The 12,301-nt window shown below is 40.2% G+C and carries 17 protein-coding genes and 4 pseudogenes; all 21 read left to right on the forward strand.

The features are described from left to right. Positions 1–672 precede the first annotated feature (672 nt). Entirely contained in the window at positions 673–882 is a 210-nt protein-coding gene (locus tag HSISS2_RS10395; RefSeq protein ID WP_021146630.1) for a hypothetical protein, read from the forward strand. Positions 883–1,028: 146 nt separating this feature from the next. Continuing rightward, positions 1,029–1,502: a siphovirus Gp157 family protein gene (locus HSISS2_RS10400; protein WP_021146632.1), complete on the forward strand. Its 474-nt coding sequence runs from the start codon at positions 1,029–1,031 to the stop codon at positions 1,500–1,502. Continuing rightward, positions 1,499–2,199 (forward strand): annotated as a pseudogene (locus tag HSISS2_RS10405) (AAA family ATPase). The gene HSISS2_RS10400 and the pseudogene HSISS2_RS10405 overlap by 4 nt, the downstream one beginning before the upstream one ends. Beyond that, a pseudogene (locus HSISS2_RS12140) lies at positions 2,174–3,504 on the forward strand (DEAD/DEAH box helicase). Before HSISS2_RS10405 ends, HSISS2_RS12140 begins: the two co-directional pseudogenes overlap by 26 nt. 6 nt (positions 3,505–3,510) lie before the next feature. Next, positions 3,511–3,965: pseudogene (locus HSISS2_RS10415) on the forward strand (DUF669 domain-containing protein). Positions 3,966–3,973: 8 nt separating this feature from the next. After that, a pseudogene (locus HSISS2_RS10420) lies at positions 3,974–4,782 on the forward strand (bifunctional DNA primase/polymerase). Positions 4,783–4,935: 153 nt separating this feature from the next. Beyond that, a complete protein-coding gene (locus HSISS2_RS11235; protein ID WP_021146640.1) occupies positions 4,936–6,279 on the forward strand; it encodes a phage/plasmid primase, P4 family in 1,344 nt (447 codons plus the stop codon). 300 nt (positions 6,280–6,579) lie between these two features. After that, positions 6,580–6,969: a hypothetical protein gene (locus HSISS2_RS10435; RefSeq protein WP_205617856.1), complete on the forward strand. Its 390-nt coding sequence runs from the start codon at positions 6,580–6,582 to the stop codon at positions 6,967–6,969. After that, entirely contained in the window at positions 6,951–7,274 is a 324-nt protein-coding gene (locus HSISS2_RS10440) for a VRR-NUC domain-containing protein (protein WP_042767154.1), read from the forward strand. Before HSISS2_RS10435 ends, HSISS2_RS10440 begins: the two co-directional genes overlap by 19 nt. A 4-nt stretch (positions 7,275–7,278) precedes the next feature. Beyond that, the gene (locus HSISS2_RS10445; protein WP_134981468.1) at positions 7,279–7,497 is read left to right on the forward strand and encodes a hypothetical protein; all 219 of its coding nucleotides are present in this window, start codon (positions 7,279–7,281) and stop codon (positions 7,495–7,497) included. Next, complete coding sequence (locus tag HSISS2_RS10450; RefSeq protein ID WP_042767156.1) at positions 7,485–7,670, forward strand: hypothetical protein; 186 nt, start codon at positions 7,485–7,487, stop codon at positions 7,668–7,670. Before HSISS2_RS10445 ends, HSISS2_RS10450 begins: the two co-directional genes overlap by 13 nt. A 357-nt stretch (positions 7,671–8,027) precedes the next feature. After that, a complete protein-coding gene (locus HSISS2_RS11515; RefSeq protein WP_021146642.1) occupies positions 8,028–8,270 on the forward strand; it encodes a DUF1642 domain-containing protein in 243 nt (80 codons plus the stop codon). Beyond that, positions 8,240–8,527 (forward strand): DUF1642 domain-containing protein, encoded by a 288-nt coding sequence (locus HSISS2_RS11520; protein WP_205617846.1) that lies wholly within the window; start codon positions 8,240–8,242, stop codon positions 8,525–8,527. Before HSISS2_RS11515 ends, HSISS2_RS11520 begins: the two co-directional genes overlap by 31 nt. Before the next feature lie 67 nt (positions 8,528–8,594). Continuing rightward, positions 8,595–8,834 carry a hypothetical protein gene (locus tag HSISS2_RS10460; protein ID WP_042767157.1) on the forward strand — a complete coding sequence of 80 codons (240 nt, stop codon included), beginning with the start codon at positions 8,595–8,597 and terminating at the stop codon, positions 8,832–8,834. Between the two features lie 99 nt (positions 8,835–8,933). Further along, the gene (locus HSISS2_RS10465) at positions 8,934–9,305 is read left to right on the forward strand and encodes a Phage DNA-binding protein (RefSeq protein WP_021146643.1); all 372 of its coding nucleotides are present in this window, start codon (positions 8,934–8,936) and stop codon (positions 9,303–9,305) included. After that, positions 9,217–9,534, forward strand: a complete 318-nt coding sequence (locus HSISS2_RS10470) for a DUF1372 family protein (RefSeq protein ID WP_042767158.1) — start codon at positions 9,217–9,219, stop codon at positions 9,532–9,534. Before HSISS2_RS10465 ends, HSISS2_RS10470 begins: the two co-directional genes overlap by 89 nt. Before the next feature lies 1 nt (position 9,535). Beyond that, positions 9,536–9,967, forward strand: a complete 432-nt coding sequence (locus tag HSISS2_RS10475) for a hypothetical protein (protein WP_021146644.1) — start codon at positions 9,536–9,538, stop codon at positions 9,965–9,967. A 14-nt stretch (positions 9,968–9,981) separates the two neighbouring features. Further along, a complete protein-coding gene (locus tag HSISS2_RS10480) occupies positions 9,982–10,392 on the forward strand; it encodes a YopX family protein (RefSeq protein WP_042767160.1) in 411 nt (136 codons plus the stop codon). Next, positions 10,389–11,096, forward strand: coding sequence for a DUF1340 domain-containing protein (locus HSISS2_RS10485; protein WP_021146646.1), 708 nt, complete (start codon positions 10,389–10,391; stop codon positions 11,094–11,096). The genes HSISS2_RS10480 and HSISS2_RS10485 overlap by 4 nt, the downstream gene beginning before the upstream one ends. 227 nt (positions 11,097–11,323) lie before the next feature. Next, complete coding sequence (locus tag HSISS2_RS10490; RefSeq protein ID WP_021146647.1) at positions 11,324–11,722, forward strand: DUF1492 domain-containing protein; 399 nt, start codon at positions 11,324–11,326, stop codon at positions 11,720–11,722. 125 nt (positions 11,723–11,847) lie between these two features. Continuing rightward, a partial coding sequence (locus HSISS2_RS11245; protein WP_240472029.1) for an HNH endonuclease occupies positions 11,848–12,301 on the forward strand: 454 nt, incomplete at its 3' end.

Raw genomic sequence — 12,301 nt, forward strand, 5'->3', positions numbered from 1 at the left:
GATCCCGTCAGAGATTGGTTTAACGCACACTGGCAAGAGATTGCCTAGCTTAACACCCCTAGCCGTAGCAGTTAGCTAGTGAGGAAACAGAACTTATTAAAAACTATAAACAACGATTCGATATTCATGACTGTCTCCTTATATATTAAAAATCTATGAAAAATCCTCACTAGTTCTCTAGTGCGGTTAGGGAATGGAAAGGAATTAAACATGAAAAACTTATCAATTGGATTTGGTCAAACAAGCAAGCAGAATCAATCGTACACCGCCCTTATCGTATGATTGATGACAAAATCCATTCATACAACAAGACTCATGGACTACCATTAGATCAAGTGAAAGGATAATATGAAACATCTATTAAAATTCCTATTTGGCAAAAAGAAGCCCCCAAAAAAAGACTACTTCTTTGAAGTCGTAGAGACTCCAGAGGAAAAACAAGATCGGCTTAAACAGAAATATAGCAAATGACATCAATCTTTCAGCGTGTAGCCATAGCCTTGCCGTGGAGTGTAGCATATACTTTAATACCCCAAATTATAATTTACTTTTCCACACACTTATCTTTTAAAAAAACATGAAGCGGTGGGGCGATGGGTGCACGTTGAGAGCACTAAAAAAAGCACAGGTAAGGGCCTGTGCAAGAAATAACATTTACAAGGAGAATATATCATGAAACAAACAGAAAAACAAGTCGTATTTTACAGCGCTAAAAAAGATGGATTTCTTAAAAGTTACAAGGACAAAGGAAGCATAGTGTTTGAAGCAGTTTTTGACGACTGTCTTTGGAAAGCACTACAGTTACCGATTGAGTTTTACGAAAAACAAAAAACAATCTCGACAAGCTCGCTGAAGCGTTTGACTGTGAAGTGCTTATCGTAGAAGTCGAATACAATGTAACTAAACTTGACGGCTCGGACTTCGAACGCACGGAGCGTGAAGGACTCAAGAAAGATGATATCAAAACACTCCTAGAAATATTTGCGAAGTAACAAGACAGAAGTAGTGGAAGGGCAGGCATAAAAAACATGGCAAAACTATACGAATTAACGGGAATTTTCCTAGAAATCGATGAAATGGATGTCGATGATGAAACAAAACTTGACACCTTGGATTCGATTGATTGGGAACATGATTTCTCAGAAAAAATTGAAAACTGTATCAAGGTTATTCGAAATAAAGATGCTAGGATTGAGGCCTATAAGGCTGAAATCAAGCGACTGCAAGCCTTGAAATCAAGCGAAGAAAAATCGGTTGAAAGAATTAAAAGCAGTGTCTCAGACGCTATGCGTTTAACTCAACACGATAAATTAGAAACCACGTTATTTAAAGTCGGTTTCCGCAAATCCAAAGCAGTAGTAGTCGATGAAGATAAATTGCCTAAAAAATATCAAATCGTTAGCTACAAACCGGATAAGAAAGAAATTAAAAAACTCTTGGAGAGTGGCTCAACCATTCGAGGTGCTCACATTGAAGAAAGGAGTAATTTAAGTATTCGATGAAAATTACTAAAGCAACAGATATCCAGCGTACTAAGAATTGGCGCATACTGATCTACGGGAAAGCTGGTCTAGGAAAAACAACCCTTATCAAAAATATGCAAGGCAAAACCTTGGTGCTATCGTTGGATAATTCTTCCAAGGTGCTAGCCGGAACTAAAACGTGGATATCATTGATTTTGACCGTGAGCATCCAACAGAATTCATCAATGAGTTTTTAACTCAAGCAGATAACTTGATTAAAGACTATGACAACCTTGTTATCGATAATATTTCAAGTTTTCAATCAGATTGGTTTATTGAGCAAGGTCGAAAATCAAAGAATGGTATCAGTAACGAGCTACAACACTACTCGCAATGGACCAACTACTTCCTTCGAGTGTTGACTGCAATCTATACCAAGCCTATCAATATTTATGTGACAGCGTGGGAAGACACTCACGAACTCAACTTGGAAACTGGTCAGATTTTAACCCAGTACGTGCCACAGATTAGAGCAAGCGTGCTAAACCAATTGCTAGGGCTTACCGATGTCGTTGGTCGTATCGTGGTTAATGCTAAAACTGGTGCCCGTGGGCTTATCTTGGAAGGTAGTGAAGGGACTTATGCTAAGAATCGTCTTGATAATCGAACGGCTTGCAAGATTGAAGATCTCTTTAAATTTGGTGACTTAGATGGAACTAAGGAACTACCAGAGTGAGCTTGTTAATGGTATCAAGCAATCGATCCTAAAGGGTAATAAGCACATCATGGTGCAGTCACCACCACGGAGCGGTAAAACCGTGGTCATGGCTCATATCGCCAAAGGTGCCACAGATAAAGGTAATACTGTTCTATTCTTTAGTCATAGGAAGGAGATTAACGAGCAAGTCGTTAATACTTTCAAAAAAATGGCGTTGACATGGAACTTGTAACCATTGATAGCGTGACTAAGATAGCACGCAACCTAGATAGAATATCAGAGCCATCAATTATCTTAATTGACGAAGCACACCATGTTAAAGCTAAGACCTACCTCAAAATTATCGAATACTACACTAACAGCGTTGTTCTCATGTTTACTGGCACACCAGCCCGACTAGATGGTAGTGGGTTTGATGATATCGCAGACGACATCGTTCTCGGTAAGTCGGTGAAATGGCTGCAAGAGAATGGGAATATCGCACCGTTTAAATATTATGCCCCTTCTTTAATCGACACCACAAACCTAAAAAACCGTGGTGGAGAATTTACTAAGAAATCCGTAGACGACACAATGAAGCGTGTGATCTATGGAGATGTCATAGCTCACTATGAAAAGTTAGCCAAAGGCAAACAAGCCATAGTATACACACATAGCATAGAAGCGTCTGAGAGTGTTTCTAACACGTTTAACGAGCAAGGTTATACTTCTATCGCAATCAGTGGCAAAACGCCACCAGAGGTGCGAGAGGTGGCAATGAGAGCCTTTAAAGATGGTGAACTTACAATTATGGTAAATTGCGAGCTATTCACTGAAGGGATTGACCTTCCAAACGTGGATGTTTGTATCATGCTAAGACCAACTCAATCGCTATCGTTGTATTTGCAGTTTGCCATGAGGGCTTTAAATCCTAGAGATGGGAAAACAGCCATCATCATCGACCACGTTGGGAATGTTGATAGGCACGGATTGCCAAACGATGACCGAGAGTGGTCGTTGAGCGGCGTGAGCAAGAAGAAACAGAAAGCTAAACTAGGTGAGCCTACTACACGAACGTGTGGTGAATGTTACGCAACATTTTGGAGCGCTGAACGTATCTGCCCACTATGTGGCCATGAGAATCAGCCTACCAAAGAAGAAATTGAAATCCTTCGAGAAATAGAACTCGAAGAACGACGGCAAGAGGTTGCTAGTAAGGTTGAAACATTCGTTACTAGTGACCAATGCCAAACAGTAGAAGAACTCAAAGAGTTCGCTAAACAACACGGATATAAGCCCGGCTGGGTTTATCATCAACAAAAAAATAGAAATATTTGGAGATAAAAAACTATGTTTACAATTGACTATTCACAAGCCAAAGAATTTGGAACTATCAAAGATGGTACTTACGAGGTTACTATCGATCTAGCAAAACAAGACGCTACCCAAGGTGGTGCAGACTTCCTAGACATCCGTTTCCGTATTCGCAAGGACTTTCAACAGGACTTCCAAAACAACATTATTTTCCATCGCATCTTTGCAAAAAAGAAGATGGAAAATATCCAGTCGGCTCTATCATGAACCTTGCTAAAGCTGCTGGCATCCCAGACGGTACTAAATTCACAAGTTTGGAAGACTACCTCAACCAACTCGAAGGCAAAGCTCTTAAGGTTACTGTTAAGAATGAAAAATCTGAATGGCAAGGCAAAACCTACGAAAATTTAAACGTTAAGCGTATGGAAGTTACCGAGCTACCTATCGCAGCAGCAAGCACTGAGATTTCAGACGCTGATCTCCCATTCTAACTATGGAGATGGTTGATTACGCAATCAACTATCAAAAAATGGGCTATTCTGTAATACCTATTTCAAAGAGTGGCAAAACACCACTCATAGCATTCGCAGACAAACCAAAGCTAACTGAAAATGACATTCGCAGAATTTGGCGAGACAATCCAGACGCTAACATAGCACTAAGGACTGATACCTTCTTCGTCATTGATGTTGACATGCACGGCGATGTGGATGGCCTAGCTAATCTAAGGAATTGGGAGCATGCTAGATTGATTCCAAGAACCTTGCAAGCTACCACGCCTAGCGGTGGACGGCATATCTACTTAAAAAAGACCCTAATCATCCTATATCTCAAAATATAGGGATGATTGAGGGGGTAGATATTAAAGCCCATGTCAATAATTATATTTTAGTTCCACCGTCCAACAATTCCAAAGGCTACTATGAATGGGATATGGTGCACTCGCCAAAAGATGGAAGTATCACAGAAGCACCCATTGAATTGATTGAGGTATTGCAAAAAATGAAACCAGAGCCTATCCAGTATGAAGTATCATCGTTTGCTAGTGGGAACACTGGTAGCACGAAGACAGCTAAACTTTTTGAAAGCATACTGTTAGGTTTTGGAGACCAAGGAGGGCGAAATAATGCCCTTGCCGAATTTGTCGGTGGGCTACTCCTTCGAGGTGTTGACCCAGAAATTACTTATCATCTCGCAAAGATGGCAAACAACAACACCCAAGAGCCTTTGGATGACAAAGAATTTGAAAGGACATTCAAGAGCATGTTAGATAAAGAAATAAGGAGGGGTGGACTTGACAACGATTGATTTCGATTATTACCGAGAACAACTCGTAAACGCTAGTCTATCTCCAGGGAAGCCTAGTAGCAAGGAAGGAATTAAGAATAAGCTGAAATCCTACCGAAACGAGTGGTTCGAGAAATTTAAGGAAAAAATCCAGATAAAAACGAACCCAAGGCGTTGCCAGAATTAGCAGTAGCTAAAGGATTAAATAAATACAACCATGTTGTGACCCTCGAAAATGGGAAAGTAGCCCTATACGATCCAGAGCGTGGGTATTACCAAAAAGATTACAGATATGCCTACCAGCTTATCTATATTTTAGAGCCTACATTCAATGAAACGAAATGCCGTAATGTTCTATTTTTACTATCAAACATGAGTAGGAAATACGAATATAACCGCATGCGTATGGATTTTGAACCAGAGTATCGAGATGTAAGGCGTTTTATTCTCGTTAAGAATGGTATCTATGATAAACGTAAGAAGAAACTGCTATCGTTTGACTATAAGTTTATCAACTTCAGTACCATTGAAACAGAATTAGTCGAGAATGCACCAAAACCAATCATTGACGGTTGGGATGTGGATAGTTGGTTATTAGACCTTATGAGTGGTGACAGTGAACTTGTCGAACTACTTTGGCAAGTTATCGCAGCATCGCTTAACGGCAACCACTCTTACCGTAAATCTATCTGGTTGGTCGGTAACGGTAATGATGGTAAAGGTACCTTCCAGCAACTCATTAGTAATCTGGTAGGTCTAAAAAACGTAGCACCATTGAAACTTAACCAGTTTTCAGAGCGTTTCGGTCTTGCCATTATCGAAGGTAAGACGGTAATTATCGGGGACGATGTGCAAGCGGGTATTTATGTGGATGAATCTTCCAACTTTAACTCAGTCGTTACTGGTGAACCTGTTTCGATTGAAAAGAAAGGAGAGAACCCCTACTTAGCACAGTTTAAGAAGACGGTTATCCAATCCACCAACGCTATGCCGGTGTTTAAAAATAAATCGAACGGGACATATCGACGCATCGTGATTATCCCATTCAAGAAAACATTTGGTATCAATGATGATAATTGGGCAATCAAGGATAATTATATCAATCGCAAAGAAGTTTTGGAGTATGTGCTTTGGAAAGCAATCAACCTAGATTTCGACCGATTCAATGAACCAAAAGCGACACAAGAACGCATGCAAGAGTTTAAGGAAGAAAATAACACGGTTTACAAATTCCTTAATGAATACTTGTCGGATGTTGTTTCTACTCGTATTCCAGTTAGATTCTTATGGGATGTGTACCGCTCATGGTGTCATGAGGGTAATCGCACAGCACCTAAGAAATCTAATTTTGAGAAAGAGTTAGCACAGAATTTGCCAGTTGGGTGGGTTAAAGATAGACAGAAACCGCTTAATTTTTTCAACCCGGTTAAAGATAAGCCAGATTATTGGTATGACTTTAACTTTAAGTGGGATGAAAACGAAGCGAAGAAAGCTGCCGTAGTGGTAATGGTTACTTAGTCACCGTTAGTTATCGCTACTAGTAACCGTCAAAACCTTTGAAAATGCAAGGTTTTCGGTTGCTTTAGTTATTTAGTTACTACTTTTACTAATATTAAAATAAATAAATAAATAATAAATATATATATAGAGAGAGACTCCAAAAAGTAACATAACCAAGTAACTAAAACAGCTGAAAGCCTTGATATATAAGGGTTTATGGTGGTTACAAGTACATGTAACTGGTTATTACCTCGAAATAACCGAAAGGAGAAAAAATGGAAATTCAATACTTAGAAATCAACCAAATAAACGAACCTAATGAAAATATCAGCAACTACATCAAAGAGTTCTCTGAAGCAGCAACAGTTCTCGATGTCCAGTGCAATGCTATTCCAGTGTGGTTTGAAAAGCATGGGGAGGGTTTTTTGGACCGAGGAAGATTGTGGCATCCATATTGTTGCGTTTATCAAATACGAAGACAACAAAGAAGCCACGCTCGAAAAGAAACAATGGTTGAAAGGTTTCTTTGACGAACACCTCGATAAAGAAACAAAACTGTTTATTGACGACCCGTTTGATAAATGGGATACAAAAGGTGACGTAGTTTACTTGGACACTTTGCGTAACTGTTTATTCCAGCAGCGTTGCAAAGCGTACACTGAAAAACAGATTGCGAGCATTTATAAGGAATGGCTACTGAATCACTAATTCAAAACCAAATTCGAGTGGAATTATCAAAAGCTGGCTATATGGTATTTCGAATTAACGTTGGTAAGGTCAGAATGGCGGACGGGCGTTGGTTTGATACTGGAGCACCGAAAGGTTTTTGTGACCTATTTGGATTTAGGCCAGACGGACAGATATTTTTCATCGAAGTGAAAAATGAAAAAGGTCGAGTGAGAGACGACCAAAAGAAATTTATGGATGCCATGCGAAAGCGAGGAGCACTCGTAGGTGTGGCAAGGAGTGTTAAGGAGGCTATGGATATAGTCAATGGTAAAACGATGGAATGACCGTATGGCTGGTGTTAAATACGCACTACGGCCATACGAACCGGTAACGGTATTAGAATATGTAGAGTTTTTTAGACTCTGGTTTTATACCACGCATCAAAAGAACGGCGCAGTAGCAATGAAATTAGGTATTGGGAATAAGAAACTCAACCGGATTCTAACGTTGGAGCAATTGCCGGATGAAGAACTATTGAAAGGAATGATGGAGCTATGCGAAAAGTAAAATTTTTTAGCAAACTATATAACTGTGACACGCTTGACGAAGAAATTAATACGTGGATTGAAAGTCAAAATAAAGAACTGATAGATGTGAAGTTGGCTGTGGATTGGGAGGATGATGGCGTTTATGTAAAATACACAGCAACAGTAATCTACATAGATAAAAGCGAGGAATGACATGAAATACAAAGTTATAGTTTACTACGACAACATGGAAGACAGCGAGCAAGTATTCAGCAATAAGAACGACGCTATTAATGAATTGCACAGATTGAGATTGAAATATCGCAACGCACGAAAATATAAGGTTGAAATGGTGGAAATTGATGATTAGAACGAAGTGTTTACGTGAGGAAACTGACACTCTTAACCATCTAGGAATTGATAAATTAATCAATGATTTTCTTGCAAAAAACCAAATATAGAAATTATTGATATTAAATATCAATCTAACGTGGCGGTAGCAATCTATGAGCATGGCTTTTGCAGAACGTATGATATATCAGCACTGATTATTTACAAGGAGAACTAACGATGATGAAAAGAGATGAAGCAGTACAGAAATTGGCAACAGTAGGGCACCTTTCAATGGCCCATGCTGAGGATTTATATGATTCAATTATTCCTAAGCCAGTAGTTCCGAAGTACGTGGCGGATTGGTATGAGGAACATAAAGATGACTGCGACTATGAATTATGGGATTATTTTTCTAATTGGGATGACCAAGAAGACGATGATTTCAAAAATTGGGTAAAAAAGAAACCGAGCCTATTATAACCATTGTCAACATGCGCCAATTTGGATATGAGGTCGAGGAAGAGCCTAGATACACGGTTCGAGTAAAAGGGGTTGATGGATACGGTAGATACCTCAATAGAAATTTAGATAATCAATACTGGTTTCTCGCATCAGATAACGAAACTGGAAGTTACAGAACCAAGCACACTCGCAAAGAGCTAGAAGAAGCTGATTTCGGCTGGGTATTCGACTGCGAAGGCGTGGAAGTGAAAGAGGTGGACGATGGAAACGATTAAATGCATTTTGATGGTCGTAGCTGTGGTTTACGCTTGGCGCACGCTGTTTGGAGGGAGGGAATGATAAATGGCAAGATTTCTCGAAGTAACGCCTTTTAATTTCGGCGGTGAGAAACATAGAATTCTGATTAACGTTGAAAAAATCGACTATGTCCAAGAGATAGATGAGGACGTGACATCGATACATCTATCGGATGTCCCACTAAGCTATTTTGGTGAGAAGGATTTATTCCCCAAATCTCTACATGTAGCAAAGCCATATATATTTATATCGGACGAAATAGAGAAAGCTAAAGAGGTGGAATAATGTTTGAGGGTATTATCCAAATATTGCTCGTAATCGTATTAGGGCTACTAGTTGCATCAGAAATGTTGCTAGTAGCATGGCTATGGAAGGTATATAAAAATGAACAACCTAATAAATAAAATCAACCATTGGGCAGATAGCCGTGGATTAAAGCAAGCTGACCCTAAGATTCAGTGGATGCGAATCACTGAGGAAGTGGGAGAAATTCGGGATGTACTCTTGAAACCGACTAAATTCACGGAACCGCAAGCAGCACTCAAAGACGCTATCGGTGACACGCTAGTAACGATTATCGTGCTGGTACATCAATTAGACCTAGATGTGACTGAGTGTCTAAGCGTTGCTTATGAGGAAATCAAAAACAGAAAGGGAAAAATGGTAAATGGAACATTCGTTAAGGAAGAAGACCTCAAAACGAGAGAATCAGCTAATAGTAGCCACAATTCTGCTAGTGCTATCATTGGTGATTAATATTAGAACAGCAATCAGCATAGTCAACCGACCTATCGACACCGTGGTTATCCATAAGGCAGACAACGCAGTGGAGCTACATGGCAAGGTCACTGGAAAATCCATGGTAGGCAAGCTCTACACGCTCGATTGTGGGGCGTATGGCAAGTTTCTGGTAAGTAAGGAGCAATATGACAGCGTGAACATTGGGGATGATATTCCCAGCTATTTGAAGGAAAGAGGTAATTAAGATGACAGAAACTATTAAACTACCAAACTACTACGAGCCCGATTGGAAAAATGCAAGATATGGCTCATTGGAAGAGCTTAAAGAGTTGCTACTCTACAAGCGTATCGTGAAATGGGATAAAGATTTTCTGTTACTTGAAGATGGCACAAGGGTCACTATTGAAATGTCTGAAAGTGATTGCTGTGCCTATGCGGGCGGGGAGTTTCAAGATGTATTACTTGACGCCGTGATTACTGATGTTGAAATTGGTGAACAAGTAAAAGAGGAAAGCGATTGGGGGGAAACTACTAGTACGAACACGGTTACCATTTATCATAACCAGAACCCAATAGCCCTAGCTGAATGTGAGGCTAATGACGGAAATGGTGGCTATTATTACAGCGTGGCCTCTCTTGTTATCGGGGGAATCCACTTTCCAGTAGCAGAGGCTTAGAAAGGGAGAGGACAATGATACCAAGATTTAGAGCGTGGGATAAGGATTTTAAAACCATGTATGAAGCTGACGATATTGTGTATATCGATTTCGAAGAGAAACAAATTTGCGTAAAAACACTCTTTTTTGAGAGAGCAAGTCGCTACGATTTCAATGACATCGTTTTAATGCAATCAACAGGCCTCAAAGACAAGAATGGCAAGGAAATCTTCGAGGGGGATATTATTGCTATAAATTTGGAAGGCCTTGAAACGCCAATAACTGCAAAAGTTTTCCAAAATAGAAAGATAGGCATTTTAATGTTCCATGATTTTGAAGATAACGAAGATGTCCCGATGGTAGAGTTGCTAGAAGGAGATTCAGTGGAATTCGCAATCATCGGGAATATATGGGAGAATCCAGAACTATTAGAGGTGAGGACATGACTATTTACCAATATGCAGGCCTTACTCAGAAACTGCACCAACAACTAGTGGTTGAATTTAACACACTGAGATTAAAACACAAAAGAACGCTTACCAAGCACATTCAAGAGGTTAAAAAGTGTGACCGTCATCAAGCTAGGAAATATTTCCAGAGATTCGACAATGTAGTTAAAGAGCGTTCGAGACTATCACCTTCAACATTAGACGATATGCGAGAGTTCATCTCAGAAAACTTGGCAAACGACTTGCAAGCTTATCTGTCAGAGCACTATTCTGGCAAACCTGGCACAGGTCGACAAGAAGTCGATAAGACCAATGCAGGGCTTACCGAGGAACTGTTTCAACGTTATCGCAAGGAAGTAGAAGCGTTAAGAGCTACTTATCCAAACAGCATTGTGGCTCATATCATGGAAATTAAGGGTTGCACGAAGAAAGAAGCTAAGACTATCTACAGTGCTATCAATGCACTCTATGTAGAACATGTTAATCTGACACCTCGTAAGGTGATTCAGTTAGAAGGGTTGCTATCCAGAGAGCTATTCAGTGAGATAACTAAATATGCATTCAATCACTACGAGTGGCCAGAGAGTCTAGATAGTGAAGTTGACCGTATCACTCTTGAATATCGTACCAAAGGGAATTTAGGGCGTGATAAGGCTAGTGTTAAACGTGCACTGTATACAGCGTTAGCAATGGGCTTGTGATGGTTCGACTCCCTCACTAGCTATTACCAGTTAAATAAACAATTAGAATCGAGGAACCTTTTTTATTTTTGTTACCCTAGCCTTGCATAGCTGGTGGCAGGGCTAAATACAACGTATGGGAGGTGGTAGCCTAATCCTTCTTTATGCTTGTAATAAAAAAGACCCAGACTAATGCCTAGGACTGTTCAAACGCTAATAATATTATTATACCATAAAGGAACGTATTTATGAGAACAGTGGAACGACTGCAACGAATCAAAGCGCTTGATAAATATATTGACAGTCAGATAGAACAGATTAAACGACTGGAATCGCAAGCGCTAAAAGTAACGGCTAGTGCTATGCAGACTGATATGGTCCAAGGGGGCAAACGTAAGGGCAAGGATGATATCTATGTAGAACTTATGACGGCTAGGGAGGAAGTAGAACGGTTTACTGCTGAAGCTATCAAGCAGAAACTAGACTTCCGCCGTCAAATCGCAGAGGTGGGGGATATAGATGCACGATCCCTGCTCCAGATGGTATATATAGACCAGCTGGATATCTGGCAGATATGTGACCGCATGGGCTTTAGTAAAGCTACCTACTATGTGAAGCTAAGACAAGCTGAGAAGTATTTGGACTAATCTGCACTAGTCTATACTAATCTATAGTGCATCATACTCTAGTCATGGTAATATAGTATTATCGAATCAGAAGGACACATTAGTGTTCTTCTTTTATTTATCTGAGAGGAGGTATACCCATGCCGATGGTCAGACGATGCAAGGCAGATGGATGCCATGCTCTAACAGAGAGACCAGCACACTACTGTACTACACACAAGGACATGGAAGCAGCATACACAGAGGAGAGACAGAGATACTCACGGACAAGATACAACACACGAGTAAGGAACCGAGATGATGAGAGCAAGGAACGCTACGCATTCTATCGCTCGAAGACTTGGTCATCTATTCGTAGGATAGCTTTGGAACGTGACAACTATCTATGTCAGTACTGTCTAGCGTTGGGTGTGACCACACCAGACGCACGTATAGGCGACCACGTAACACCCGTTGAAATAGCTCCAGAACTTAGAACTGAAATTTCAAACGTAGTAGCTACATGCAGAAGCTGTGATAACACCAAGAGGACTTTGGAACAAGGAATATATGGTACTGGTCAAAATAGAACAAAACAGAACACTGAGCTACGACTTTCCG

The organism is Streptococcus sp. HSISS2, assembly GCF_000448665.1.
In the GTDB taxonomy this organism is placed as follows: Bacteria; Bacillota; Bacilli; order Lactobacillales; family Streptococcaceae; genus Streptococcus; species Streptococcus raffinosi.

Excerpts from the sequence above, each read along its gene's own strand:
- HSISS2_RS10395 (WP_021146630.1), top strand. The coding sequence starts at position 673 with ATGAAACAAACAGAAAAACAAGTCGTATTTTACAGCGCTAAAAAAGAT.
- HSISS2_RS10485 (WP_021146646.1), top strand. The coding sequence starts at position 10,389 with ATGACTATTTACCAATATGCAGGCCTTACTCAGAAACTGCACCAACAA.
- HSISS2_RS11515 (WP_021146642.1), top strand. The coding sequence starts at position 8,028 with ATGATGAAAAGAGATGAAGCAGTACAGAAATTGGCAACAGTAGGGCAC.
- HSISS2_RS10450 (WP_042767156.1), top strand. The coding sequence starts at position 7,485 with ATGCGAAAAGTAAAATTTTTTAGCAAACTATATAACTGTGACACGCTT.
- HSISS2_RS10465 (WP_021146643.1), top strand. The coding sequence starts at position 8,934 with ATGAACAACCTAATAAATAAAATCAACCATTGGGCAGATAGCCGTGGA.
- HSISS2_RS10480 (WP_042767160.1), top strand. The coding sequence starts at position 9,982 with ATGATACCAAGATTTAGAGCGTGGGATAAGGATTTTAAAACCATGTAT.
- HSISS2_RS10475 (WP_021146644.1), top strand. The coding sequence starts at position 9,536 with ATGACAGAAACTATTAAACTACCAAACTACTACGAGCCCGATTGGAAA.
- HSISS2_RS10490 (WP_021146647.1), top strand. The coding sequence starts at position 11,324 with ATGAGAACAGTGGAACGACTGCAACGAATCAAAGCGCTTGATAAATAT.
- HSISS2_RS10460 (WP_042767157.1), top strand. The coding sequence starts at position 8,595 with ATGGCAAGATTTCTCGAAGTAACGCCTTTTAATTTCGGCGGTGAGAAA.
- HSISS2_RS10400 (WP_021146632.1), top strand. The coding sequence starts at position 1,029 with ATGGCAAAACTATACGAATTAACGGGAATTTTCCTAGAAATCGATGAA.
- HSISS2_RS10470 (WP_042767158.1), top strand. The coding sequence starts at position 9,217 with ATGGAACATTCGTTAAGGAAGAAGACCTCAAAACGAGAGAATCAGCTA.
- HSISS2_RS10435 (WP_205617856.1), top strand. The coding sequence starts at position 6,580 with ATGAAAATATCAGCAACTACATCAAAGAGTTCTCTGAAGCAGCAACAG.
- HSISS2_RS10445 (WP_134981468.1), top strand. The coding sequence starts at position 7,279 with ATGGCTGGTGTTAAATACGCACTACGGCCATACGAACCGGTAACGGTA.
- HSISS2_RS10440 (WP_042767154.1), top strand. The coding sequence starts at position 6,951 with ATGGCTACTGAATCACTAATTCAAAACCAAATTCGAGTGGAATTATCA.